Annotated in this window: 18 protein-coding genes; 14 read left to right on the top strand and 4 right to left on the bottom strand. The window is 63.0% G+C overall.

Annotation, left to right across the window (positions count from 1 at the left end; genetic code table 11):
• Window positions 1-2: 2 nt before the first annotated feature.
• Complete coding sequence (locus tag ACILSQ_RS11020) at window positions 3-1,865, top strand: monovalent cation:proton antiporter-2 (CPA2) family protein (protein ID WP_395743677.1); 1,863 nt, start codon at window positions 3-5, stop codon at window positions 1,863-1,865.
• Between the two features lie 565 nt (window positions 1,866-2,430).
• Here the strand turns inward: ACILSQ_RS11020 and ACILSQ_RS11015 are convergent.
• Together ACILSQ_RS11015 and ACILSQ_RS11010 are read right to left on the bottom strand one after the other, a co-directional pair.
• Window positions 2,431-3,066: a DUF1080 domain-containing protein gene (locus ACILSQ_RS11015; RefSeq protein ID WP_395743676.1), complete on the bottom strand. Its 636-nt coding sequence runs from the start codon at window positions 3,064-3,066 to the stop codon at window positions 2,431-2,433.
• Between the two features lie 69 nt (window positions 3,067-3,135).
• Window positions 3,136-6,783, bottom strand: coding sequence for a hypothetical protein (locus ACILSQ_RS11010; protein ID WP_395743675.1), 3,648 nt, complete (start codon window positions 6,781-6,783; stop codon window positions 3,136-3,138).
• A gap of 94 nt (window positions 6,784-6,877) precedes the next feature.
• Between ACILSQ_RS11010 and ACILSQ_RS11005 the strand changes: the two genes are divergently transcribed.
• The 4 genes from ACILSQ_RS11005 to ACILSQ_RS10990 all read left to right on the top strand — a co-directional run bounded on the left by ACILSQ_RS11005 (window position 6,878) and on the right by ACILSQ_RS10990 (window position 9,532).
• Complete coding sequence (locus tag ACILSQ_RS11005; protein WP_395743674.1) at window positions 6,878-7,600, top strand: SGNH/GDSL hydrolase family protein; 723 nt, start codon at window positions 6,878-6,880, stop codon at window positions 7,598-7,600.
• A gap of 366 nt (window positions 7,601-7,966) precedes the next feature.
• Entirely contained in the window at window positions 7,967-8,782 is an 816-nt protein-coding gene (locus ACILSQ_RS11000; protein ID WP_395743673.1) for an SGNH/GDSL hydrolase family protein, read from the top strand.
• 37 nt (window positions 8,783-8,819) lie between these two features.
• Window positions 8,820-9,116 (top strand): hypothetical protein, encoded by a 297-nt coding sequence (locus ACILSQ_RS10995; RefSeq protein ID WP_395743672.1) that lies wholly within the window; start codon window positions 8,820-8,822, stop codon window positions 9,114-9,116.
• The gene (locus ACILSQ_RS10990) at window positions 9,113-9,532 is read left to right on the top strand and encodes a PIN domain-containing protein (RefSeq protein ID WP_395743671.1); all 420 of its coding nucleotides are present in this window, start codon (window positions 9,113-9,115) and stop codon (window positions 9,530-9,532) included. Before ACILSQ_RS10995 ends, ACILSQ_RS10990 begins: the two co-directional genes overlap by 4 nt.
• Before the next feature lie 126 nt (window positions 9,533-9,658).
• Here ACILSQ_RS10990 and ACILSQ_RS10985 read toward each other — a convergent pair whose 3' ends face one another.
• Together ACILSQ_RS10985 and ACILSQ_RS10980 are read right to left on the bottom strand one after the other, a co-directional pair.
• A complete protein-coding gene (locus tag ACILSQ_RS10985) occupies window positions 9,659-10,318 on the bottom strand; it encodes a response regulator (RefSeq protein ID WP_395743670.1) in 660 nt (219 codons plus the stop codon).
• A gap of 6 nt (window positions 10,319-10,324) precedes the next feature.
• Window positions 10,325-12,373, bottom strand: coding sequence for a sensor histidine kinase (locus ACILSQ_RS10980; RefSeq protein ID WP_395743669.1), 2,049 nt, complete (start codon window positions 12,371-12,373; stop codon window positions 10,325-10,327).
• A gap of 144 nt (window positions 12,374-12,517) precedes the next feature.
• On the opposite strand from ACILSQ_RS10980, the gene ACILSQ_RS10975 reads away from it, so the two are divergent.
• The 9 genes from ACILSQ_RS10975 (at window position 12,518) to ACILSQ_RS10935 (ending at window position 23,439) form a co-directional block, all read left to right on the top strand.
• Window positions 12,518-13,369 carry a BPL-N domain-containing protein gene (locus ACILSQ_RS10975; protein ID WP_395743668.1) on the top strand — a complete coding sequence of 284 codons (852 nt, stop codon included), beginning with the start codon at window positions 12,518-12,520 and terminating at the stop codon, window positions 13,367-13,369.
• On the top strand, window positions 13,366-14,196 hold the full coding sequence (locus tag ACILSQ_RS10970) for an NlpC/P60 family protein (protein ID WP_395743667.1): 831 nt from the start codon (window positions 13,366-13,368) through the stop codon (window positions 14,194-14,196). The genes ACILSQ_RS10975 and ACILSQ_RS10970 overlap by 4 nt, the downstream gene beginning before the upstream one ends.
• Window positions 14,197-14,205: 9 nt before the next feature.
• Complete coding sequence (locus ACILSQ_RS10965) at window positions 14,206-15,114, top strand: hypothetical protein (RefSeq protein ID WP_395743666.1); 909 nt, start codon at window positions 14,206-14,208, stop codon at window positions 15,112-15,114.
• A 184-nt stretch (window positions 15,115-15,298) separates the two neighbouring features.
• Window positions 15,299-17,125, top strand: coding sequence for a phosphoenolpyruvate carboxykinase (GTP) (locus tag ACILSQ_RS10960; protein ID WP_395743665.1), 1,827 nt, complete (start codon window positions 15,299-15,301; stop codon window positions 17,123-17,125).
• Between the two features lie 453 nt (window positions 17,126-17,578).
• Entirely contained in the window at window positions 17,579-18,379 is an 801-nt protein-coding gene (locus ACILSQ_RS10955; protein ID WP_395743664.1) for an HpcH/HpaI aldolase/citrate lyase family protein, read from the top strand.
• Window positions 18,380-19,092: 713 nt separating this feature from the next.
• Window positions 19,093-20,340, top strand: a complete 1,248-nt coding sequence (locus ACILSQ_RS10950) for a hypothetical protein (RefSeq protein ID WP_395743663.1) — start codon at window positions 19,093-19,095, stop codon at window positions 20,338-20,340.
• A gap of 586 nt (window positions 20,341-20,926) precedes the next feature.
• Window positions 20,927-21,415: a hypothetical protein gene (locus ACILSQ_RS10945; RefSeq protein ID WP_395743662.1), complete on the top strand. Its 489-nt coding sequence runs from the start codon at window positions 20,927-20,929 to the stop codon at window positions 21,413-21,415.
• An 81-nt stretch (window positions 21,416-21,496) separates the two neighbouring features.
• On the top strand, window positions 21,497-22,255 hold the full coding sequence (locus ACILSQ_RS10940; protein ID WP_395743661.1) for a hypothetical protein: 759 nt from the start codon (window positions 21,497-21,499) through the stop codon (window positions 22,253-22,255).
• 701 nt (window positions 22,256-22,956) lie between these two features.
• Window positions 22,957-23,439 (top strand): Imm26 family immunity protein, encoded by a 483-nt coding sequence (locus ACILSQ_RS10935; protein WP_395743660.1) that lies wholly within the window; start codon window positions 22,957-22,959, stop codon window positions 23,437-23,439.
• The last annotated feature ends 34 nt before the right edge of the window (window positions 23,440-23,473 follow it).

Below are 23,473 nucleotides of genomic sequence, written 5' to 3'. Positions count from 1 at the left end.
TCATGCACGATCCCCACTTCTTCCTCTCCGCCTTCATCTACCTCGCCGCCGCCGTGCTGCTGGTGCCCATCGCGCATCGCCTCGGTCTCGGCAGTGTTTTGGGTTATCTCATCGGCGGTGCCATCATCGGCCCCTTCGTTCTCGGCTGGGTCGGTGGCCGGCAGGGAGAGGAGGCCATGCACTTCGCCGAGTTCGGCGTCGTCATCATGCTCTTCATGATCGGCCTCGAGCTCGAGCCCTCACGCCTCTGGCGCATGCGCGGCCCCATCTTCGGCCTCGGCGGTTTGCAGGTCTCCCTCACCGCTCTCGCCGTCATGGGCATCGCCATCGCCTTCGGCCTGCAGTGGAAGCCCGCACTCGCCACCGGCATGATCCTCGCCCTCTCCTCCACCGCCATCGTCATCCAGACACTCCAGGAAAAAGGCCTCATGCGTACCGATGGCGGCGGCGACTCCTTCGCGGTGCTTTTGTTTCAGGACATCTCCGTCATCCCCATGCTCGCGGTCTTCCCCTTGCTGGCCGCCAGCGGTGTCGAAATAAAACACGATGGCTGGCTTCACGAGCTGCCCCACTGGGCCCAGCCCCTCGTCACCCTTGGTGCCGTCGTCGCCATCGTCATCGCCGGCCAGTTCATCATTCCACGCGGCTTCGCCGTCCTCGCCAAGACTGGCCTGCGTGAGATCCTCACTGCCGCCGCGCTGCTCCTCATCGTCGGCGTCGCCCTGCTCATGACCCAGGTGGGCCTCTCGCCCGCGCTCGGCGCCTTCGTCGCCGGTGTGGTCCTCGCCGGCAGCCATTACCGCCACGAACTGGAGAGCAATCTCGAGCCCTTCAAAGGCCTCCTCCTCGGTCTCTTCTTCCTCGCCGTCGGCGCCTCGCTCGATTTCGCCGTCATCGCCGCCAATCCCCTCCTCATTGCCGCACTCGTGCTCGCCTTGATCGCCCTCAAGGCCGCCGTCATCTACCTCATCGCCACCGCTCTAAAAATCCGCGGCAGCCACCGCTGGCTCCTCTCGCTCGCACTCGCTCAGGGCGGCGAATTCGCCTTCGCCCTCCTCTCCATGGCCATCCAGCAGGACATCCTCACTGAAGAGACCTCCAAGCTCCTCGTCGCCGTCGTCGCCCTCTCCATGGCCGCCGCGCCGCTCCTCTTCATCATCTACGAGCGCGTCCTCGCTCCCCGCTACACCTCCGTCAGCCGCGAAGAGCGCGCCCCCGACCGCATCGATGAGCATGCCCCCGTCATCCTCGCCGGTTTCGGCCGCTTCGGCAATTTCGTCGGCCGCTTCATGATGTCCCAAGGCGTCAAAGTCACCGTGCTGGAAAGCGACCCCGACCACGTGGACATGCTGCGCCGCTTCGGCTTCAAAGTCTTCTACGGCGACGCCACCCGCCTCGATCTCCTGCACGCCGCCGGCATCGATCAGGCCTGCATGCTCATCATCGCCCTCGCGGACCAGGCCAAAGTCGCCCGCCTCGTCACCGAAGTTCGCGAAAAATTCCCCGACCTCCGCATCCTCGCCCGTGCGCATGACTACGATCAGCGCTTTGAGCTCATGAATCTCGGCCTCTCCGCCGAAGACACCGTGCATGAGCAAATGGGCAGCGCTCAAGAACTCGCCGTCCGCGCCCTCCGCGCCCTCGGCAAGCCCGCCTACGCCACCGAGCGCGCCGCCCGCCGCTGGAAGCGCTACGACGAAGAAACCGTCCACCTCCTCGTCCCCGTCCACGAAGACGAAGACACCTATGCCCGCATCGTCCGCGAGCGCCGCATCGAACTCACCCAGCTCTTCGAAAAAGACCTCGCCGAACTCCCCATCGACAGTGACGAAGGCTGGGAAATCGAACGCGCAGAAAAAGAATAATCCCCATCCCCCTCCAATCGTCCTCGTCCTCCCATTCGAATTCGTCCTCCCCCTCCGCAAGCACGCCAAGCCCCGCACGTCTCCCCGGAGCGCGGGCCTCCGAGCCCGCAGCACCCCGCAAACACCATTCGCTCCACGTCACCACAAACCCTCTGGAATCGTCCTCGTCCTCCCACTCGAACTCGTCCTCGAACCCCACTCCGCAAGCACACCAAGCCCCGCACGCCTCTCCCGGAGCGCGGGCCTCCGAGCCCGCAGCACCCCGCAAACACCATTCGCTCCACGTCACCACAACCCCCTCTGGAATCGTCCTCGTCCTCCAATCGAACTCGTCCTCGCCCCTCCCACTCCGCAAGCACACCAAGCCCCGCACGTCTCCCCCGGAGCGCGGGCCTCCGAGCCCGCAGCACCCCGCAAGCCTCCCCTCGCTCCACGTCACCACAAACCCCTCTGGAATCGTCCTCGTCCTCGCCCCTCCCGCTCCGCAAGCACACCAAGCCCCGCGGAGCCTCAGCATCTAGCATCTAGCATCTAGCATCTAGCATCCAGGATCTAGGATCCAGCATCACTTCGCCGTCAGCCTGATCTTCCGAAACCAAGTCTCGTCCCCATGCTCCGTCAGCATGATCTTCCCTTTCCCCGGCGCAAAACCTTCCTTGTTCTTAAACTTGCTCTTCGCGATGCGCTCCTTCCACTCCGGCGTCGTCGTGTCCGCCTCACACGCCAGCGCGCCGTTCAGCCAGTGCTGAATCTTCCCGTCCTGCACCACGATCTTGCTCGTGTTCCACTCACCCGCCGGCTTCACCGCCTTGCCCGCCACCGGCTCCTTGATGTCATAGATCGACGCCGTCGTGTGCGATCCGCCCTTCAGCCCGTCCGCATGGCCCGTGTCGTCGATCATCTGGTACTCGATCCCCAGCCATTCCTTCCCGCCGATCTTCGTCACCCAGTACTTGATGCCGTTGTTCCCCTTCGGGTTCACCTTCCATTCCCACTCCAGCTCAAAGTTGGAGTATTCATTCTTCGAGATCAGCGCACCGCCGCCCTTGCCGTTCAGGTGGATCGTGCCGTCCCCCTCCGTCGTCCAGCCACCCGAGGGCGCCTCACCTTTGGCATCAGTGAAGTCCGCCAGCGTCAGGGTGACGGGTTCGGCGGCGGCGGCGAAGGAGGCAAAGGCAAGGAGTGAAAGCAGCGTGCGCATGGTGGTGGTTGGGGTGGATGTCGGCCCACATCAAAGGCGCGACTCCCCCGGCGCGCCAGCGCGTTTTTCTCAATCATCGTCCTCCACCATGTCCGGCGGGTTCACCCGGATGATCTCGTGCTCCGTCGTGAAAAGAATCACATACCCGCGCGAGGCAAAGGCCATCGGCAGCCCTTCGCAGCGCTTCGGCAGGCGGTAGCGGTGCGTCACGATGTTCGTCTTCTTGTCCACATGGATCAGCACATCCGGCCGCTCCAGCCTCCACTCACGCTTGCGCTTCGAGCGCCCCGGCATGGCCCCTTCGGGAATGTCATCCGGACTTCCCGGCTCCACGCTCAGCAGCCGCAGCCCGTCGCGGTGCTCCATGTGAAACAGCAGCCCGTCCTCATGCAGCGTGAAGAGCGTCCCTCCCGGCCCCCACCACGCCACTTCCAGCCCCGGCTTGTTCTTGATCGGCGGCCGCGGCAGCTTCACCACATGGCACTTCCCGTCCGGCTCCACCCACGCGCACGCCGGCTCCGGGTTCTCACCGGCTTCGGAGGACACCATCAGCACCGCCCCGTCATTCCATTCGCTGATCTCCCCCCGGTTGTAGCTCGGCAGCGGCAGCTCGATCCTCCGGCACGCCGCATAGCGCTCTCCGCGTGTGTCAAACGGCACAAACCTCAGCCCCAGCGTCCGGCTGCTGTTCCACGTCGGTTCAATGATCAGGCTGTGCTCCGGCGTGAAGCACATCGGCCACTCGTTCCCCTCCAGCAGCTCGGACTCCGCCCGCACCAGCGGCTTCCACGGGATGTGCGTCACGTCAAAGCCCGCCAGCCCGCCCTTGCCCGTCAGGATCCCGCGGTCGGACACAAACGTCACATGCCACGACCGCAGTGAAAAGCCGAGGTCGCCGATGTACTCGTCATTCAGCTCCGGCAGCTCCGGCTTGTGGGAGCGGAAGCTGCTGTCCGCTTTCTCCGCCATCGTGGCCGTGCGGTACGTCCGCAGTTGCAGCGCGGGCAGCGTGTTCACCACCGCGTCCCGCGTCACAAAGGCGATGAACCGCGCCCGCTGCTCTCCCGCCCTGCCATCCGTCGGAAACACCAGGTCGCCATCGCCAGCCCAGTCGCCCGGCCGAAACCGCTGCGTCCGGTAGCGCGAGGTCCGGTCCGCCGGCGTGTGTGTCAGCGAAAGCCTCCCCGGCTGCCAGCCGTTGCTCGCCACCGGCACCGGCCCCAGCGGCCGCTGCTCCTCATCCAGCAAAATCATCCGCACCACGCTGCTCTCCTTGGCCGGCCATGTGGTCAGCAGATATTCCGCGCCTTCCTCCAGACGCACCGGCGTCGCGATCATCCTCCCCCACCTCTGCGCATCGTCCGGCTGCCAGCTCGCGGGCTGCGGCACCGCCGGCTCCTGCCATGCCACTGCCGCGCTGTCCGTTTCCGCCGCCGGCTCGCCCCCGGTCATAAACACCGCCGCGTGCGTGGAAAAGGCGCGCGGCTCGCTGGAAAACGTCATCGCATTCGTCAGCGAGCGCAGCATGATCTTCAGGCTCCCGGAGCGTGGCAGCTTGTCCACCGTCTGGCCTCCGCGCGCCGGCGCCTTCGGCAGATACGCCAGGCTCCGCAGCTTTTGTGGATCATCTCCCGCCAGCACCTCCAGCGTAAACTTCCCGCTGAACCGCTCCAGCGCCGGGAGCGCCGTGCCCGCGCGCCACCAGCGCGCATCGCTCAGCTTGTCCGCCTCCGTTTTCCCGTCGCGGTCGCCCGTGGTCAGCACCATCGGCCGCTCGCTGGAGGGGCCCAGCTCCGGCAGCACCAGTTGCCACTCCACCCGCGGCGCTTCCTTTTCACCTTCCGGCATCCGCACCCACGCATCCACCGCCGGCACCATGTCGTCCTTCCCCGTGATCAGATTCCGCAGCGCGCCCAGTTCCTTCGTCATCTGCGGGTACAGCCCCGAGATCCGGTGCTTCGGCAGCTTTTCCAGCCCGTTCACAAACCGCTCAAATCCCTCCACGTCATCGCACGCCATCAGCGCCTCGCCCACCCGGCTCGCCATGCCTGGCGGCGGCAGCGTCGTCGTGGTCATTTCCGCATGGTGCTTCTCCCACAGCTTCAGCGCCATCGTCGCGAAATATCCGCCGCCATTTCTTCCCGCCCGGATCGCCGTGCGCGCCAGCGGCAGCAGGTGCTCCTTCTGTTCGGAGGACTGGTCCAGCGCGCCGCCCCACGCCAGCGCCAGCGTGCTCGCCAGCTCCTCCTGCTTCTTCCCCAGCAGGATCCGCGCATACCGCTCCCAGTGGTCCAGATCATTCAGCCGCGGCGCCGCCTTTCCCGTCGCCTCCAGCACCCGGGAGAGCCGCTCCTCATCGCCGCTGCGCTCCAGCCGCTCCAGGCAGTCCAGCAGGCTTGCAAACGCCGGGCGCTCCGCCGCTGCCGTCTGCATTTTCGCCAGCAGGCTCAGCGCCACCTCCTCCATCCACGGCCCCGCGGCCGTCTGCGGGCGCACCCCCTCCGGCGCAAATGACGCCATCCGCAGCGCCACCCGCGCGCGGCTCTCCGCTCCCAGCTTCGCCATCAGTTGCAGGTGCTCCTCCCCCAGCCCGCCTCTCAGCGCCTGCGCCAGCAGCGCATGCGTCACCAGGTTTTCATTCCACGGCTGCTGCTGCGCGGCCTCCAGGCAGCTCGCTGCAAAAGTCTCGTCATCCCCCATCGCCGTCTGCAAAATCTGCCACGCCCGCGGCGCGGACCCGCGCGCCGTCCCGCTGCTCTCCCACATCCCCAGCATCTCGCTGATTCCAGTGGATGCCTCCCCTTTCGCGATCGGCGCAAACACCAGCAGCCGCGCCACACGTTGCGCCATCGCCTTCTGTCCCGCCGCCTGCAGGTCGCGCATCACCCCCAGAAAGCTGGCGGGCTCCCCCAGCACCATCTGCGGCTGCGCGCCCTCCACCGCCTCCAGCAAAGTCTGGGCCAGCAGCGGCTCTTTGCGCACCGCGTCATGCCGCAGCAGCGTCAGCACCACGCTGCACGCATCCTCGCGCGCTGTGCCGCGCGGCGCATTCTCCACCGCCGCCGCCACCGCCTTCACCCACTCCATGAGGTGGTCCGTCTTCACCGCATGCGCCAGCCAGTCCACACCGCGGTACCCATGCAGTTGCTCCTGCCAGTTCGCCGCTGCCAGGTTCACCCGTCGCATCCCCTGTGCCGCAGCCTCCGCCGCCCAGGCCGCGGACTCCTTCTCCTTGCCCGCCTCATACTGCTCCGCCCGGCCAAACCATCCCTGCGGCAGTCCCGGCGCCGCGCGCAGCAGCAGGTCGTCCGCCGCGCTGATCTCCTCCGCCGGCCGCTCCAGATCCCGCGCCAGGTACGCCCGCAGCAGGCACTCCAGCGCATGTCCCTCCGCCGTCTTCACATTCCCCTGCAGCCACTCATACAGGCCGCTTTGTTCACCCGGGCTGCCCGCCAGCTCCCGCAGCGCGTAGCTCACTCCGCCCGCCTTTTCCGCCCGCGCGCGGAAGGCCGGGTCCGCCAGCTTCTCCTGCCAGCCTTCCTCAGGAGTCGGCGCTTTCGTCTGCGCTTCGGCCGTCGGCCCCTTCGCCGGCGCTTCCGCCCCCAGCATGAGCAAAGGCAGCCACACCCCCGCCAGCAGCATGAGCAAAGGCAGCCACACCCCCGCCAGCAGCAGGCGGCCGCATCGAAGATGAAGACCCTGGTTCGATTTCACCATGAGCCCGAGGCTAGCCAGTTTTCCCGCAAAGGGTCAAGACTCCGTTTTTATTTCCACGAAATGTGCACCACCCGTCTCCGTTGGTAGTCGCCTCATGAAATCCATCCTGCTCCTCGCTCTGCTCGCCTGCACAGCCATCGCCGCCGACGCTCCCAAACAGGCTCCCAAGCCGTCCCCCAAAAAGCGCGCCCCCCATCCCTCCGTCGTCAAAGTCGAGGACGTCGCCGGCCTCCCCCGCGTCCTCCTCATCGGCGACTCCATCTCCATGGGCTACACCCTCGACGTGCGCGAGCTCCTCAAAGGCAAGGCCAACGTCCACCGCATCCCCACCAACGGCGGCCCCACCACCAACGGCATCAAGAACCTCAAGGACTGGCTCGGCTCCTCCAAGTGGGACGTCATCCACTTCAACTGGGGCCTCCACGATCTCAAATACATCGCCGATGATCCCTCCAAGCTCGCCGATCCCAAAGGCGCCGGTTCCCATCCCCAGGTCTCCCTGGCCGACTATGAAAAAAACCTCACCGAGCTCGTGAAGATCATGCAGGCCACCGGCGCCAAACTCATCTGGTGCAACACCACCCCCGTCCCCGCCGGCTCCCCCGGCCGCATTGAAGGCGACGAAAAGAAATACAACGAAGTCGCCGCCCGCGTCATGGCCGCCGCAGGTGTCATCACCGACGACCTCAACGCCCACGCCGCCGCCAAAATCAAAGACGTGCAGCTTCCCGCCAACGTCCACTACTCCCCCGCAGGCTACCACTACCTCGCCGAAAAAGTCGCCGCCGTCATCGCCGAAAACCTGCCCAAGAAATAAGCTCTTTCTTTGGAGATGGTCGCGCAGATGCAAGGCGCAGGCCTGCATCGAAGCTACCGCTTTCCGCAGGCCCGTTAAGCTCGCGCCAGTCATGGCACGTTCACAGGCAGTACCCTGTCATCACTCTCGTGCCCACCCTCTCCGCCTCGTCCTCAATCTTCTTCAACCCCAACGGGGTTGCGGATTATAGCCCAGGGATGCCGAGCTTTAGCGAGTGCTTCCCTGGGTATGGCAGCACATCCTCGGGAAGCAAACCCAGGACTCCTAATCAAGCTGCGCCAACCAGCAGCGTCTGCAACCCGCTCCGCCGCACATTCGCCGCAAGCAGACAACGTCCACAAATCCCCCCACCGATCCCATTCCCGCATGAGACTCACCCTCCTCCTCCTCGCCCTCGCCACCCTCTCCCACGCCCAGGTCAAATCCCAGAACGAGCCCACCAACGCCGCCGAAGCCGCCGCCAAAAAAGCCGCGGAAGACAAGGCCGTCGATGAAAAATACCAGGCCCTCAAAGCCAAGCTCCCGCCCGACCAGCAGGCCTGGGAAACCGTCCTCGAACAAAACCTCGGCAACGGCTTCTACCTCCCGCTTCACAAAAAAGACAAGATCGCCGGCCGCTCCAACGCCTGGGACTTCGTGCAGGACGATCCCAAACTCCCCCGCGTCCTCCTCATCGGCGACTCCATCTCCCGCGGCTACACCCTCGACGTGCGCAAAGCCCTGGCCGGAAAAGCCAATGTCCACCGCGCCCCCGAAAACTGCGGCCCCACCGCCAACGGCGTCAAAAAAATCGACATCTGGCTCGGCGACGGCAGGTGGGACGTCATCCACTTCAACTTCGGCATCCACGACCGCAAAACACCCGCCGCCGACTACGAGCAGCGCCTGGAGACCCTCATCGCCCGCATGCAAAAAACCGGCGCCAAACTCATCTTCGCCACCACCACCCCCGTCCCGCCAGACACCAAGGACGGCCCCGAACTCGTCACCCAGATCGCCGAGAAAAACGAGGTCGCCCTCCGCGTCATGCAGAAGCACCACATCCTCATCGACGACCTCCACACCTTCCTCGCTCCCCAGCTCCAGGGCATCGCTAATCCCCAGGACGTCCACTTCAACGCCAAAGGCTACGAACTCATGGGCCAGCAGGTCGCCCGTTCCATCGAAGCTGCGCTGAAGTAGGCTTGCCAAGCCTCTCCAGGAATGGCATCTTGGACACATGAGCACTACCGTCACAATGAATGAGGCCGGCCTTGTCCAGTTGCCGGATGCTGTGCGCAAACTCTTGAAGCTCGTAGGACCTGCGAGTCTCGAACTGGAGGTGCAGGACGACAGCATCCGGCTGCGTCCGCAGGCACCGGTGACTGAAAGCGCCAGGCTCGTTCGCAATCAACGGGGGAGGTTGGTGATTGCCGGTGGTCCGGAACTTGATAACGATGCTGTGGTGCAGGCCATCAAGGCGGATCGCGGAGACCGGGATGAGGGCATGCTGGCCTTTCGTGATGGCAACGCATGATTGTGTCGCTGGACAGCTCCATCTTGGTTTCATCGCTGGCTGAAAGGGAGCGATGCCATGCGGCCTGTGAAAACCTGCTGTTCGAACACGACTGTCGCGTTTATTCTCACGCACTGGCTGAGACCTTCAATGTGCTTACGGGTAGCAGGCTCGGCTATCGGTTTGCAGCTTCGGATGTCGCGGCCTTGCTCAAAGAAAGTGTGCTGTCCAAAGTGACAGTCAGTCTTCTCAATGAAGATGACCTCCTCACTGCCATGCAGTTGGCGGAATCACGTGGCGTTCGCGGTGGGGCGATTTACGATTTTTTGCATCTTGTCGCGGCTCGTAAAGCTGGCGCTGCCCGGTTCTACACGCTGAACACGGACGATTTCATAGGCATCTGGCGAGTCGGCGATCCAGAGATCGCACACCCATAACATCACGCTCGGCCTGCTTCCCCTGAGACCGGGGCATTCGAATGTCGCAGCTTTAGACTCCTCACCCGTGGTGCTTCGTCATTCATTCCTCATTCCTCATTCTGGTTTCGTCATTCCTTCCCCGCTTCACACCAGCCTCTCCTTCAGCGCCCTCGCCACCGCCGCCGCCCTGCTATGCACCCCCAGCTTCGTAAACAAATTCCGCGTGTGCGTGCTCGTCGTGTGAATGCTCACCTGCATCCGGTCCGCGATCTCCTTCGCCGTCAGCCCCTCCACCAGCAGCTTTAACAAATCATGCTCCCGCGGCGACAGCGACACCGGCTGCGCCGCCGGCTTCGTCAGCTTGGCCAGCATCTTCACCACGCTCGCCGCCACTTTCGGTGACATCGGCGATCCTCCCTGCGCCGCCTCCAGAATCGCCTCCACCACCACCTCCGCGCGCGAAGTCTTCACCAGATACCCGCTCGCCCCCGCGCTGATCGCCCGGCTGATTTTCTCCTCATCTTCAAACACCGTCAGGATCACGATGCGGCACTCCGGCGCCAGTTGATGCACATCCGCGATGATCTCCAGGCCGCTGCGTCCCGGCAGCCCCACATCCAGCAGCAGCACATCCGGCTTCTGGCTCTCAGCAGCGCCCTTCAGCGCCGCCAGCATCGTCTCCGCATTGGCAAACGCCGGCGCCGCCGCCAGCCCGCGCTCCGGTGTGCACAGCCGTTGCAGCGACCGCCGAAAAGTGTCGTGGTCTTCCACGATCCAGGTTTGTACCAGAGTCTCAGGTTTCATGGTGCTTCATGCAGCAGGTTTGCGCCACCGCGGTCCTCGCGGCAGGTCGAGTGTGATGGACGTGCCCTCTCCGGGCGTGGATAAAATCTGCAGGCTCGCATGCATCGCCGTCGCGCGCTCCCTCAGGTTGCTCAGCCCGTGGCCGCTGGCCGCCAGCGTCGTGTCAAACCCACGGCCGTTGTCACTCACCTCGATGCGCAGCCCCTCCGCGTTCGGCGTCAGGTGAAACTTCACCCGCGTCGCATGCGCATGCCGCGCGATGTTGTGCAGCACCTCCTTGCAAAACAGGTACAGCTCCCGCCGTGTTTCAATGTCCGGCTCCAGTGTCAGCGGCGCCGCGGGCAGCGCGCAGTCCAGCGTCTGGCTCCGCAGCAGGCGTTCCGTCAGCCGGTGCAGCACATCCAGCCAGTCATGCTCCGCCTGGGACCGCCGCGTGCTGATCAGGTCCACCATGTCCCGCATCGAGTCCGCCGTCTCCGCCGCCACGCGTTCGATCTCGCTGATGTCCGCGCGCATCGCCTCCGGCGTCGCATCCGCCTGCGCCGCAAACGAGCAGATGAGCGTGATGCTTCCCAGGTTCGAGCCGATCTCATCATGCAGATCCCGCGCCAGCTTGTCATGCAGCCGCTGCGCATCCCGTTTGCGGTTGCGCTGCTGCCTCCACAGCAGCACGCAGCTCAGCAGTGTGATGCCCGCCACGCTGCCCACGCTGCCATAGACCAGCTGATGCTGCGAGCGCTCCACCAGCGCCTCACGCCGCGTTTTCAGCAGGCTCCGTTCGCGCTCATGGCGCTGCCGCGTCTCCAGCTGGGCAAACCACTCCGGCAGGCTGATCAGCCGCCCACTTTCCGTCAGCCCGTCATTCAGCGCGCCCAGGCTCCACGCCTCGCTCTCCTCGCCCGTCAGCCGGTCGCTCGCTGTGAAGCTCCCTTTCGCCGCCACGTTCTCCCCGTCCCGAAACACCTGCATCTCCGCCAGCGCAAAGACGTAGTCGCTCTTGCGGTACCAGAGCTGCGTCGCCGTCAGCCGCAGGTATTTCGCCGGTGTCTGCCGTGCCGGGATGCACACCAGGTTCATGCCCGGCGGCGGCTGCAGCCGGTCCGTGATCTCCTGAATCATCACCGCATCACTGAAGTCCTCCCGCGTCGCCGCTTCGATCTTGTACCGCACCGGAAATCCGTAGTCAAACCACAGCGGCACCTCCCGCCGCCGCACCGGCACCAGCCTTATCTCATCCACTGGCGTGATTTCCGGCAGCGTCAGCGTCAGCGTTTTCTCCGCGTCAGCAGTCGCCGCCACCGCGCTGTGAAATCCGTTCGTGCCGCCCTTCTGCGGCGCCACCGGCAGCCCCAGCGGCGTCACCATGTCGGTCAGATTGGAGCGCGTCCACGCCCGCGGCGCATTGCGCGAGCTCGAGCTCTTCACCGTCGCATCCAGCGCCAGGTTCCGCGTGCCGGAGAGCACCAGCATCTCCGCCAGCGCCAGAATCTCCGGCCCGTCCACCGACCACGGATCCGTCGCCGTAAAGCGCACCCGCTTCACCGGCCGCGGCGGAAACCGTGCCACCACCGGGTAGCATCCCGGGTTCGGATAATCCTCCGCCGTTCGGTCCATGATCACCTCGGCGTTGTTCAGCTCGTCGAAAATCTCCAGCTTGAAGCGCACCGGAAAGCCATAGCCCGCCACCACCGCGTTCGCCCCTTTCGCCAGCGGCGCCACCAGCACCACCGCATCCGCCGGCGCGGCCTCCTTCAGCGTCAGCTCCATCCAGCGCACATCTTCTTCGGTGGTGTAGCCCGTTTTCAGCCCGATCCGCAGGCTGCTGTTGATCAGCATCAGCTCCGGCAGCGTCCCCAGCTTCTTCTCATCCGCGGCCATCTGCCGGTCCAGCTCATCCATCTCGCTCCACGACCAGAACGCCAGCCGGTCCACCCAGCGCGCATCCGCGCTTTGAGCCGCCGTGGTTGCGAGCAGCAATGACATCGCCAGCACCGCACCCATGCCGCGGCACGGCCTGCGGGCGGCGGGATTCAGGCTTTGAAGCTTCCAGGTCATTCGGCTTGCACTCTCCTTTCTCGTTCAGGTTCCGCCATTCGTCATTCGGCATTCTGGCTTCGTCATTTTTTCCAGCATCACCTATTTTGGCGAGATGCAGGAAATGACAGCTTGCCCACTTTGCGCATCGTTGTCCCAACCACCATGAACACCCGGCTCACACTCCTGCTCTTCTGCGTTGTCATCGGCAGTTTCACCCCCGCCATCGCTCAAGATGAGCCGAAGGAGCAGCCAAAAAAGTTCGTCATCCCGGCCGACGCCAACGGCGGCAAAACCATCATCGCTCCTCCGGTGAAGACGCGCGAGATCAAGGTCGGCATCTATCGCGGCCCCGGTTCGCCGCAGGGCGGCGTCGATAACGTCACCAACGTGCTCAAACCCTTTCCTCAGGTGAAGCTGGTCGTCCTCAGTGAGCAGGATGTCGCCTCCCTCAATCTCAGCGCCTACGATGTCCTGGTGTTTCCCGGCGGCTCAGGCTCGGGCCAGTCCAAAGGCATCGGCGAAGCCGGTTTGAAAAACGTCCGCGACTTTGTCAGCAATGGCGGCGGCTACGTTGGCATCTGCGGCGGCGCCTACCTTGCCTGCTCCAATTTCTCCTGGGGCCTCGGCATCCTCAATGCCGGCACCGTCTCCAGCAAATGGATGCGTGGCCAGGCCATGCTCGACCTTGAGCTCACGAAAGCCGGTCCTGACCTCCTCGGCGATGTGAAGGGCACCTTCAAAGTGCGTTATCACAACGGCCCCATCCTCAAGCCCGCAGGCCGTGCGGACATCCCCGCCTACACCCCCGTCACCCTCTTCAAAACCGAAGTCGCCAACAACGGCACCCCCGCCGGCGTGCAGGTCGATTCACCCGCCCACGTCATCAGCACCTATGGCAAAGGCCGCGTCTTCATCTCCAGCCCGCATCCCGAAAACACCCCGGGCCTCGAAAACTTCATCCCCCGCGGCATCTTCTGGGCGGCAGGCGAAAAATCTTCCACCGCACTGCCATGATCACCCGCCTGCTCCTTTCTCTGCTGCTTTTCGGCAGCGCCTTGCAGGCCCAGAACGCCTACAAGTCCCCCTACTCTGTCAAGTTCTCCTTCAAGGAGGAGGAGCTCATCGGCGATCTCCTCAAAGGCCCCCGCTCCAACTGGAAGGACTACGCCAGCGTGCCCTTCGGTGAGTGGTACAATCCCTCCAACGAGCGTCGCTGGACTCACTACGGCCCCGCCGCCAAACACTTCAGCGCCCCCACCGGCCTCGCCTCCAAAAGCCCCCAGTGGTCGCGCGAGCGCATCATCGCCACCGGCATGCGTTTCATCGGCTACACCTACCAGCACCATCATGTGCCGGACTGGGATCCCCCCGCCGAATGGCCGCGCGACAAGGAGCAAAAGTCTCCCGTCGGCAAAGGTCTCGACTGCAGCAACTTCACCGCCTTCACCTACAATCTCGCCCTCGGCATCAAACCCACGGGCGAAGTGAAAGCCCAGTCGGACATGAGCGAGGCCGGCGGCCCCGGCCCCAGCCGCTCCATTCCTGTGAAGCGCATCGAGCTCCCCAAAAGCTACGAGGAGTTCATGACCACGCTGCAGACCGGCGACCTCCTCTACATCAAAAACACCAAGGGCGCTCTCTCCCACGTCGTCCTCTGGGTGGGGAAAATCGGCAAGTCCCCCGATGGCACTCCCCTCATCCTGGACAGCACCGGCACCGGCGCTCACGACTCAAACGGCGCCGAAATCCCCAACGGCATCCAGTTGCGTCCCTTCAAGCGCACCACCTGGTACTTCACCCAGGCCAGCCATGTGCTTCGCATCATCCCGGCAGATTCCTGACCCAGCCGCATGAAGCTCCTCGCCGCCCTGCTTGTTTCGCTGTGCCTTGGCGCTGCGTTTGCAGCAGAGCCGGCGGCCGGCGCCGGCACCTTCGGCGCGCACGGCTTCATCGAATATGTCGCCGGGGATCTCCCGCTCATCATCGCCGCTCCCCACGGCGGACGCCTGAAGCCTGCGGAGATTCCCGACCGCACCAGCGGCGTCGTGGACATCGATGCCAACACCCAGGAGCTCGCACGCGCCATCGCCTCGGTGGTTCACGCAGAAACCGGCCGCCACGTTCACCTCATCCTCTGCCACCTCCACCGCAGCAAGCTGGATGCCAACCGCGACCTCGCCGAGGCCGCCCAGGGCAGCGCGCTCGCGGAGCACGCCTGGCAGGAGCACCACGCTTTCATCTCCCAGGCCTGCGCCTCTGCCGTGAAGCACTTCGGCGTCGCCTTCCTCATCGATCTCCACGGCCACGGCCACGCCGACTCACGCCTCGAGCTCGGCTATCTGCACGACTCCCTCGATCTCGCGGACTGCGAAGAGGCGCTCAATCAGTCCACCTTCATCAATGCCGGCAGCCTGCGCTGGATCGCACAGCGCAGCACCCTCAGCTACACCGAGCTCCTGCGCGGCCCGCGGAGCCTCGGTGCCCTTCTTGAACGCGAAGGCTTTCACGCCACCCCCAGCCCGCGCATGCCCGTCCCCACCGGGCCCTTTTTTCGCGGCGGCTACACCATCCAGCATCACTGCAAAGCCGCGCTCAGCATCACCGGCCTCCAGATCGAAGCCCACCGCCCCCGCCTCCGCGATACCGACGAAAACCGCCTCGCCTTTTCGCGCGCGCTTGTGAAGTCGCTGGCCGCCTACTTTCCACTGCATCTCGGCATCAGGCTCGATGAACCACGGCGGTTGATCGAGGCGCAATGAACGGAATCCTTTCCCGCCCTCCATGGGAGAAATGACAGCTCCTCCTGAGTGCTCAAACACGGCCCGACAGTCAGCTTCCCCCTCCGCCCACGCTCCGCTTTCGCCAAAATACGCGAAGCTTATGCAGTGGACTTTTGGCACGAATTCCGCGTGAATCACGCATCCCCAACTCCATCGTGCCCGCATGACCTCCCTTTCCTCGTCAAAGCCCCTCAGCAAAAACATTCACCTCCAGCGCTGGGTCGGCAAAATGGCCGCCCTCTGCAAGCCCGACCGCATCCACTGGGTGGACGGCTCGAAAAAAGAATACGACCGCCTCTGCGATGAAATGGTGGAGTCTGGCACCCTCATCCGCCTCAATCAGAAAAAATGGCCCGGCTGCTTCTACGCCAAGTCGGACCCCAGCGACGTCGCCCGCGTGGAGGAGCGCACCTTCATCTGCAGCAATTCCAAGGACGGCGCCGGCCCCACCAACAACTGGGTCAACCCCTTCGAGATGAAGGAAAAGCTCCGCAAGCTCTTCAATGGCTGCATGCGCGGCCGCACCATGTACGTCCTCGCCTACAGCATGGGCCCCATCGACTCCCCCATGTCTCAGATCGGCGTGCAGCTCACCGATTCCCCCTACGTCGTCGTGAACATGCGCATCATGGCCCGCATCGGCAAAAAAGTCTTCGAGAAGATCGACCAGTCAAAGAAGCGCGTCGTCCCCTGCATGCACACCGTCGGCATGCCCCTCAAGAAAGGCCAGAAGGACGTCCCCTGGCCCTGCAACAAGGAGAAGTACATCGTCCACTTCCCCGAGCTGCGTGAAATCTGGAGCTACGGCTCCGGCTACGGCGGCAATGCCCTCCTCGGCAAAAAATGCTTCGCCCTCCGCATCGCCTCCGCCATGGCCCGCGATGAAGGCTGGATGGCCGAGCACATGCTCATCCTCGGCGTTGAAGACCCCAAGGGCAAAAAAACCTACGTCGCCGCCGCCTTCCCCAGCGCCTGCGGCAAGACGAACTTCGCCATGCTCATTCCGCCGAAGCACTTCGCGGACAAAGGCTGGAAGGTCTGGACCGTCGGCGACGACATCGCCTGGATCAAACCCGGCGCCGATGGCCGTCTCCACGCCATCAATCCCGAAGCCGGCTTCTTCGGCGTCGCTCCCGGCACCAGCGACAAGACCAATCCCAACGCCATGGCCTCGTTGCGGAAAAACACCATCTTCACCAATGTCGCCCTCACTCCTGATGGCGGCGTCTGGTGGGAAGGCATGACCGATGAGCCGCCCACTCAGTGCACCGACTGGCAGGGCAATCTCTGGACTCCTGAGATCGCCAAAGAAAAAGGCACCAAGGCCGCCCATCCAAACTCCCGCTTCACCGCCCCGGCCTCCCAGTGCCCCACCATTGATCCTGACTGGGAAAAGCCCGAAGGCGTCCCCATCAGCGCCATCATCTTCGGCGGCCGCCGCGCCACCACCATGCCCCTCGTCTATCAGGCCTTCAACTGGAGCGGCGGCGTTTACACCGGCGCCACCATGGGCAGCGAGATGACCGCCGCCGCCGCAGGCACCATCGGCAAAGTCCGCCGCGACCCCATGGCCATGCTCCCCTTCTGCGGCTACAACATGGGCGACTACTTCCGCCACTGGATCTCCATGCAGCGCTCCCTCAGCGAGACCCCGCGCATCTTCCACGTGAACTGGTTCCGCAAAGACGCAGAAGGAAAATTCCTCTGGCCCGGCTTCAGCGAAAACATGCGTGTCCTCAAATGGATCGTCGATCGCGCCAACGGCCACGGCAAGTCCAAGGAAACCCCCGTCGGCTGGGTTCCCAGCTACGCGGACATCGACTGGAAAGGCCTCGACTTCCCCAAGGAAAAATTCGAAGCACTCCAGCACTTCGATCGCTCCGCCTGGCGCGCCGAGATCCTCTCCCACGAAGAACTCTTCCTCGACCTCAAGAGCCACCTCCCCAAAGAGCTCATCTACGAGCGCGAGCTCCTCATCTGCCGCATGTAGTCCGGTACAGTACCCATCTCGCTCCGCGAGATGCACCCAGCGCATTCGTAAGGTCAAAAACCTCACCTCACTTTCCGAAGTGAAGTGATGCGGGCACTCCTGCCCGCACCAATCGTCCCCACGCATCTCACACACGCATAACGCGCGCGAGCCTCAGCGCTCCCGCCACCGCGTCAGCGCCTTGGACCACGATGTCGCGTGGTAAAACCACACCCGCGTGCCTCAGCGTGAAGTGTTCCGCACATTCCATGTGCGGTGCTTTGGCGTGCCCGCTCGGTCCATCCTCCACCCTCTGTTTTCCGCGCATTCCTCAGTAAAAAATCTCTGCCCCCTCTGCCTCTCCGCCCCTCTGCGGCAAACCCGAACGTCCCTTCCTCCCCACCCCCAAAAATCACCCACTCGCGATAATCCGCCCCCGTGATCGAGTATCTAGCATCCAGCATCCCGCCCGCCATGCCCACCACTCCCTACTCCACCCCCGCCTCCCGCCCCGCCCACCTCCTCAAGGAAAAAATGATGAAGGGCCACACCGTCTTCGGCATGCTCGTCCAGCACGCCGTCGTCCCCGCCATCGTGGACTTCATCCCAGACGGCTCCATCGACTTCGTCATCGTCTCCGCCGAGCACAACGCCCTCGACATCGCCGACTTCCTCCCCCTCCGCTACGCCCTCGCCACCAAAGGCATCGCCTGCCTCGCCCGCACCCACAGCCGCGATGCCGACGACGTCGCCAAAGTCTGCGACTCCTTCGACGGCGTCGTCATCCCCTACGCCGAGGATGTCGACCTCATCAAGCGCCTCGCCGCCGCCGCCGTCTATCGCCCCCTCAAAGGCGTCGCCCTCGAAAAAGCCATCAAGGAAGGCAAGTGGCCCAGCGAAAAAACCCGCGACTACATCGAGCAAAAGTGCGCCTCCACCCTCTTCGTTCCCATGATCGAATCCGTCCTCGCCCTGCAAAACTTGGACGCCATCTGCGCCATCCCCGGCGTCAGCGCCCTCTTCATCGGTCCCAATGACATGACCACCAACATGGGCATCCCGAACGAGTACGACCACCCCGACTTCATCGCCAACGTCCAGAAAGTCATCGACGCCGCAGACAAGCGCCACATCCCCGCCGGCTCCTGGTTCGGCAAAACCGAGCAGCAGCTCCGCGCCATCAAACAAGGCGCCCGCTTCATCTGCCACTCCAACGACAGCTCCCTCCTCAAAGACGCCATGACCCAGGTCTTCGGCACCCTCCGCAAAGGCTGAGACGAAGACTTGAAACCTCAACAATCAAAAATCAATGGCTCATCAACGTGTTCTCCGAAGCTCGCAGAGCGAAGGATGAATCGTCAATCACGCGCGCCCCAGACCCTCAGAAACCAGGATAATCGACCATCATCAAACATCAGTCTTCGGGTCCTCGCAGTGCGTCATCGGTCCTGTTAGACTTATAAGTCCTGTCCCCAACCATTCAAAAACACCCGCAGCCCCCGAACGGCGTACCCGTGGAGTGGTCCGCACTCTCCGAGTGCGGCATCCGGACCTCCGCCCTCGCAAAAAAAAAATCCCCTAAATCCCTTCACCCCTCTCCTCAGCGCCAGCCCATCGCCCAAACAAAACATCAACTCCGCCCACCACATCACCCCATCCCCAATCCGGAAAATCTTTCTACCCCTAATCTTTCTACCTCCTCTCCGTCCATCCGCCCCACAGCCACCTCACAACTCCCCAAGCACCCCTCCACCCACATTCAAAATCATTTTACCCCCAATCATTTTACCATTCCTCAGGATCTCAGGCCATTCCATGGCTCCTTCATTCCTTTGCCAAAAAAACAGCGCCCTCTCCCCACCCCCCTTCCGCAATCTCTGCCCCCTCTGCCTCTCCGCCCCTCTGCGGCAAAACCGAGCCCCCCCAGCGCCCCCCATCACCCCACCCCAGCAAGTCCCCGCGCTCCCCCCACGTACTCTCCCACACACATGATCCGTCACCACCTCCTCGCCCTCCTCCTTCTCCCAGCGCTCCTCCCTCTCCACGCAGAGCCCACCCCCGCCATCACCGGCGAGACCGAGCACTTCCTCTACCGCATGCCTTCCCCCGATGCCCCCTACATCGACACCCAGCGAGATAACAAGGCCTTCGCCTTCAAAGGCACCCGCATCATGCTCTCGGAAGACAACGGCGCCACCTGGCCCCACACCGCCGAATTCCCCGACGCCGAAAACATCACCTTCAGCGTCATCCTCAAAAACGGCAGCATCCTCTTCGCCACCCGCGAGCACCTCTTCCTTTCCACCGACAACCTCAAAACCCATCGCGAGATCATCGTCAAAAAACCCGACGGCACCGACTACCTCCCCCACACCCCCGTCAAGGCCGACCAGCCCGGCTGGTACTTCCACTCCCTCGATGGCGAGCACTGCTTCGAAGTCGGAGGCAAAGAAATGCTCGTCTGGGGAAATTACTGCAATGTCATCGGCGGCCCCGTCCCCGTAAACATCTACTACTCCACCGACAGCGGCCACACCGTCAAGCTCGCCTACTCCTTCGGCCAAAACCCCAAGTTCCAGCAAAAAGACGCCCCACCCACCGCCCCTCTCCTCGGCGATCCCACCAACACCCTCATCGCCCGCCACATTCACAACGTCACCTACAACCCCGCCGAAAACGCCTTCTACGCCGTCACCGGAGACATCGACCGCGGCCACGGCAACGAATGCCACTGGCTCCGCGGCACCTACAATGCCACCGCCGACACCTGGGACTGGAAACTCCTCATCTCCGTCAATTCCAACTCCCGTTTCAAATGCGGCGGCCTCAATTTCCTCGGCGACAAAGTGTACTGGATCGCCGACGCCAACGGCCCCGCCCTCGCCAATCGCCACGACCGCGGCATCTTCGTCACCGCCCCGCAGGACATCACAGACACCTCCAAGCACACCCTGCTTTTCAATCCCATGTTCGAATCCGCCAACATGCTCCTGCAGGACGGCGTCTTCGTCGCCACCCACTGCGCCCCGGCCTCAACGTATAAGTGCGGCATCATCTGGTCCCCCGACATGGGAAAAACCTGGACCCAATACGACCTCGCCGAATTCGGCCCACGCAGCGGCTGCCGCATCAACAAAAAAAACACCGACGGCTGGTTCCGCATGGACCTCCGCAAAGGCTGGATCGACCGCGCCGAAGTCCTCTTCCTCAAACCCAAGCCCGCCGCAAAACCCTGAGGCCTGGAGCGCGGGCCTCCGAGCCCGCAGCACTCCGCTCATGCATAGCGCCCCGCGTCACCCATCCCCGTATTGTAGTACCGGCTTCAGCCGGAATCCGGCCAGCGCCCTCAAAACGACATAACTCACTCCCATTCCTGCCAGACTCGGATGGCACTCGGTTAACGACATCCATCGAGAGTCCTCGAGGCTGAGGCCCCTCAAACAACGCGCAGCGTCTTGGACTGCGGTGGCAAAGCTGCACGGCGCAAGCCTGCATCGCCGACACCGCTTACGCGCGGACTATATGGCTCGTCGTCTTCAGCCCGTCATTCAGCCTTCGCACATGGCCGCATTGAGGCTTCACCGAAACCCACCCATCCCTCCGAAAACCTCCGCAGCCCGGCGCAGATGCGCCAGCAAAGTGGTCCGCACAGTCCTCTGTGCGGCTTCTTGGTACCCCGCCCCTCCATTCCTCCCATCGCTATCCTCACGCCACTCCGTACCTGGAGCGCTGGTTTCCAACTGGCTCTGGCGCGGCCCCATTTCGTTCAAATTAAACGATTTTATTGCAGATCTTCCCGTTAGTCCACATTACGCACATCGCATGGAACTAGCCGCAAAGCTCGCAGGTTTTCTCACCGCCCACGCCGTCTGGTGTGTGTCTGATGGCGGACCGCTGATTCCCCTGATGGGTTTCAAGACTCCCGACGGCAAGCGTCAGATGCATCGCTTCATGACGGATAGGATTGAGCAGGGCGTGCGCGAGGGGCAGGACAGGCTGTCGCGCAATTTGGAGGGCGCTACACGAGCGGCGCTGATTTACGATGGGTTCGTCACGCTACCCATGGGCAAGGTGGATGCGTTGCTGGTGGATATTCGTGACCACAGCCTGCCTTCGTGCTCATTGCTCATGGCCGTGCCGTATCGCCCTGCGAGCAGCCCACAGGGCTTCGCAGTGCATCGTCCCAAGTTTTTGTCTTTCGCCGGGCCAGAGCCGGACTATCAGGCCCTTGGTGCTGCGTTCTTTCAGGGCGTTGACTCTCACGACAAGGCCGCGCCGGTTTGGAGTCGTCATTTGGATGAGAGTTTGTAGAGTATGAGCGTGTGGCCTAGCCATGCGCTGAGTGACCGAATCGGAACCGCCTGACCAATCAACGCGCCACAAACTTATTGCGTGCGATCCGACCCTTTCGCTATCTTTGCGCACTATGACAACAAAACCCTCGGCTATAAAGGAGTTGGGACACCCCCAACGATTTTGTTGCCGATCCTCCTGTTGGGCGTTATCGAACGCGCCCTTAATATGCCAGCTAGCGAACGCGAACAGTTGATGGACGGTCTGCGCGGTATGCTCCGCGGTGAGGGAGCTGGAATTGACCTCGACTCGCCGACTCATTGGGTTATCGAGTCAGTCCGCGAGCGAGTTCCCTTCTCTCGCGCGTTGGCCACTCTGCTTCCCGCTGGTGGCGTTTTGTATTTCGAGGGCACCGCCATCGCACCATACGTTGCCGGTTTCTATGAGCGTCACGCAGCTGCCAACACGGTTCCCGTTGTGCGCGATTGTATCAGTCCAGTGCCCGACATTTTTCACGTCTCCTTTTCGCCGGCAGTTATCGACGGATTGTGCGAGTTAGCAGCCGAGCGTGCCACCTCAGAGCTTTTCGACCACATCAAGGCCTATAACGACGCGGTGCTAGTCTTCACATACCATGACGCCTTCGACGGACAACTCCGAGTTTCGGGGCGGCTTCCCGAGACTGTTATCCATTCTTTCTGCGCGACTCTGGGTGCCACATACACGCAAGAACCAACCCAGAAACGTGACCCAGAGCAGATGCGCCGCTTTTTGTGGGCGCTCGAGAATCCCGGCAAAGTGCGAATAGCACGCGAACCGATTTGGAAGCGGATATGGCACTTCATCACTCGACAATAACGTCTGACCATGCGCTGCAAAGAAGTGATCCGGATGTCGCGATCCGTGCTTCCGCCGCCGCCTTTCCACCCGCCATGCACGAGTACCTCAAAAACATCCCTGTAGCGCAGAGACCCAAACTGGTGTCGCTGTTCCCGCGGGGTGCGTCTTACTTACTTACGTGCGTTCACTACGATGGTTCTTGGCGCTGTTGCTTCCAGTTGCTTTGAGCGCGGTGTTGCTTTGGTATCACCGGCACGGCATTGGCATTTCCCTGCTCGTTGGCCTCGTCGGAGGGTAATTTCGCTGATTGCCTGTTCGTCGAGCTTTGCTCCGGCCTGGCATCATCGAATTGGGGCACGCATTTTCGCCAGAGCGAGCCGAAGCGGTATTGGTTGCAGGTCGGCGTTGCGGGAGTTGAGTACTTGGGGTTTTCATGTGTAGGGTATTTTGTATGACCACGCCGCCTGACCATGTGCTGCAGCGAACCCGGCGGGGTGAGTCGCGGTTGCAATCGTTGCGTCCAGTGCGCCGGCTCGCTGAGCTTGGGGTCGTTAGGCGCTGCTGCATCCGCCCTCTCTCCTTCAAAAAAGCGGCATTGGCGTTGTGGTGCAAAACAACGAAGATCTTGCGTGCGAACCGAAGCTTGGCATGACACGCCGTTGCAACAAACCCAGCAAATCTGTTCATCATCCACCTGTTAAGGGATACTCACACCACTCATGGTTAAGCGACAAAAATGGAAAGTGGGTGACTTGTTCAAGATTCCGCTCGCTGATGGCAGTGCATCGCTTGGGCATATCGTGGCGCAGGAGCGTGAGATGCTGAACTCGGTTACTTGCGCTTTCTACGACACCAAAGTTCCAGACACCTGTCCGCCCCATGCTCCGCCACTTCCACGCGAAGACGCATTGATCGCTTGTTTGTTCACCACTCACGATCTCCTGAGTACTGGCATTTGGACTGTCATCGGCCATTCGCCGCCTCAGGTATCCCGCGCGCAGTTGCCGCATGAAGATTGCCGCAGAAAAGGTTGGGTTGGTGCGAAAATGCGAGGTTCAGGCATTGTGCGGCAGTTCTTGGATGCCTATTATTGCCTCGCACCTTGGGATGATTGGGCCGACCCAAAGTATTTGGACGCCTTCCTGATCGACCCGTCGAAAAAACCGAACGACTTGATTTATGTCAAAACAACGAATGCCTGACCATGCGCTGCGGCGAACCCGGCGAGGGTGTCAC

Origin of the sequence: Prosthecobacter sp., assembly GCF_044227185.1 — a bacterium.
GTDB lineage: Bacteria > Verrucomicrobiota > Verrucomicrobiia > Verrucomicrobiales > Verrucomicrobiaceae > Prosthecobacter.
Note: the sequence above shows the minus strand (reverse complement) of the source record. Positions and strands in the feature narration are given on the sequence as shown.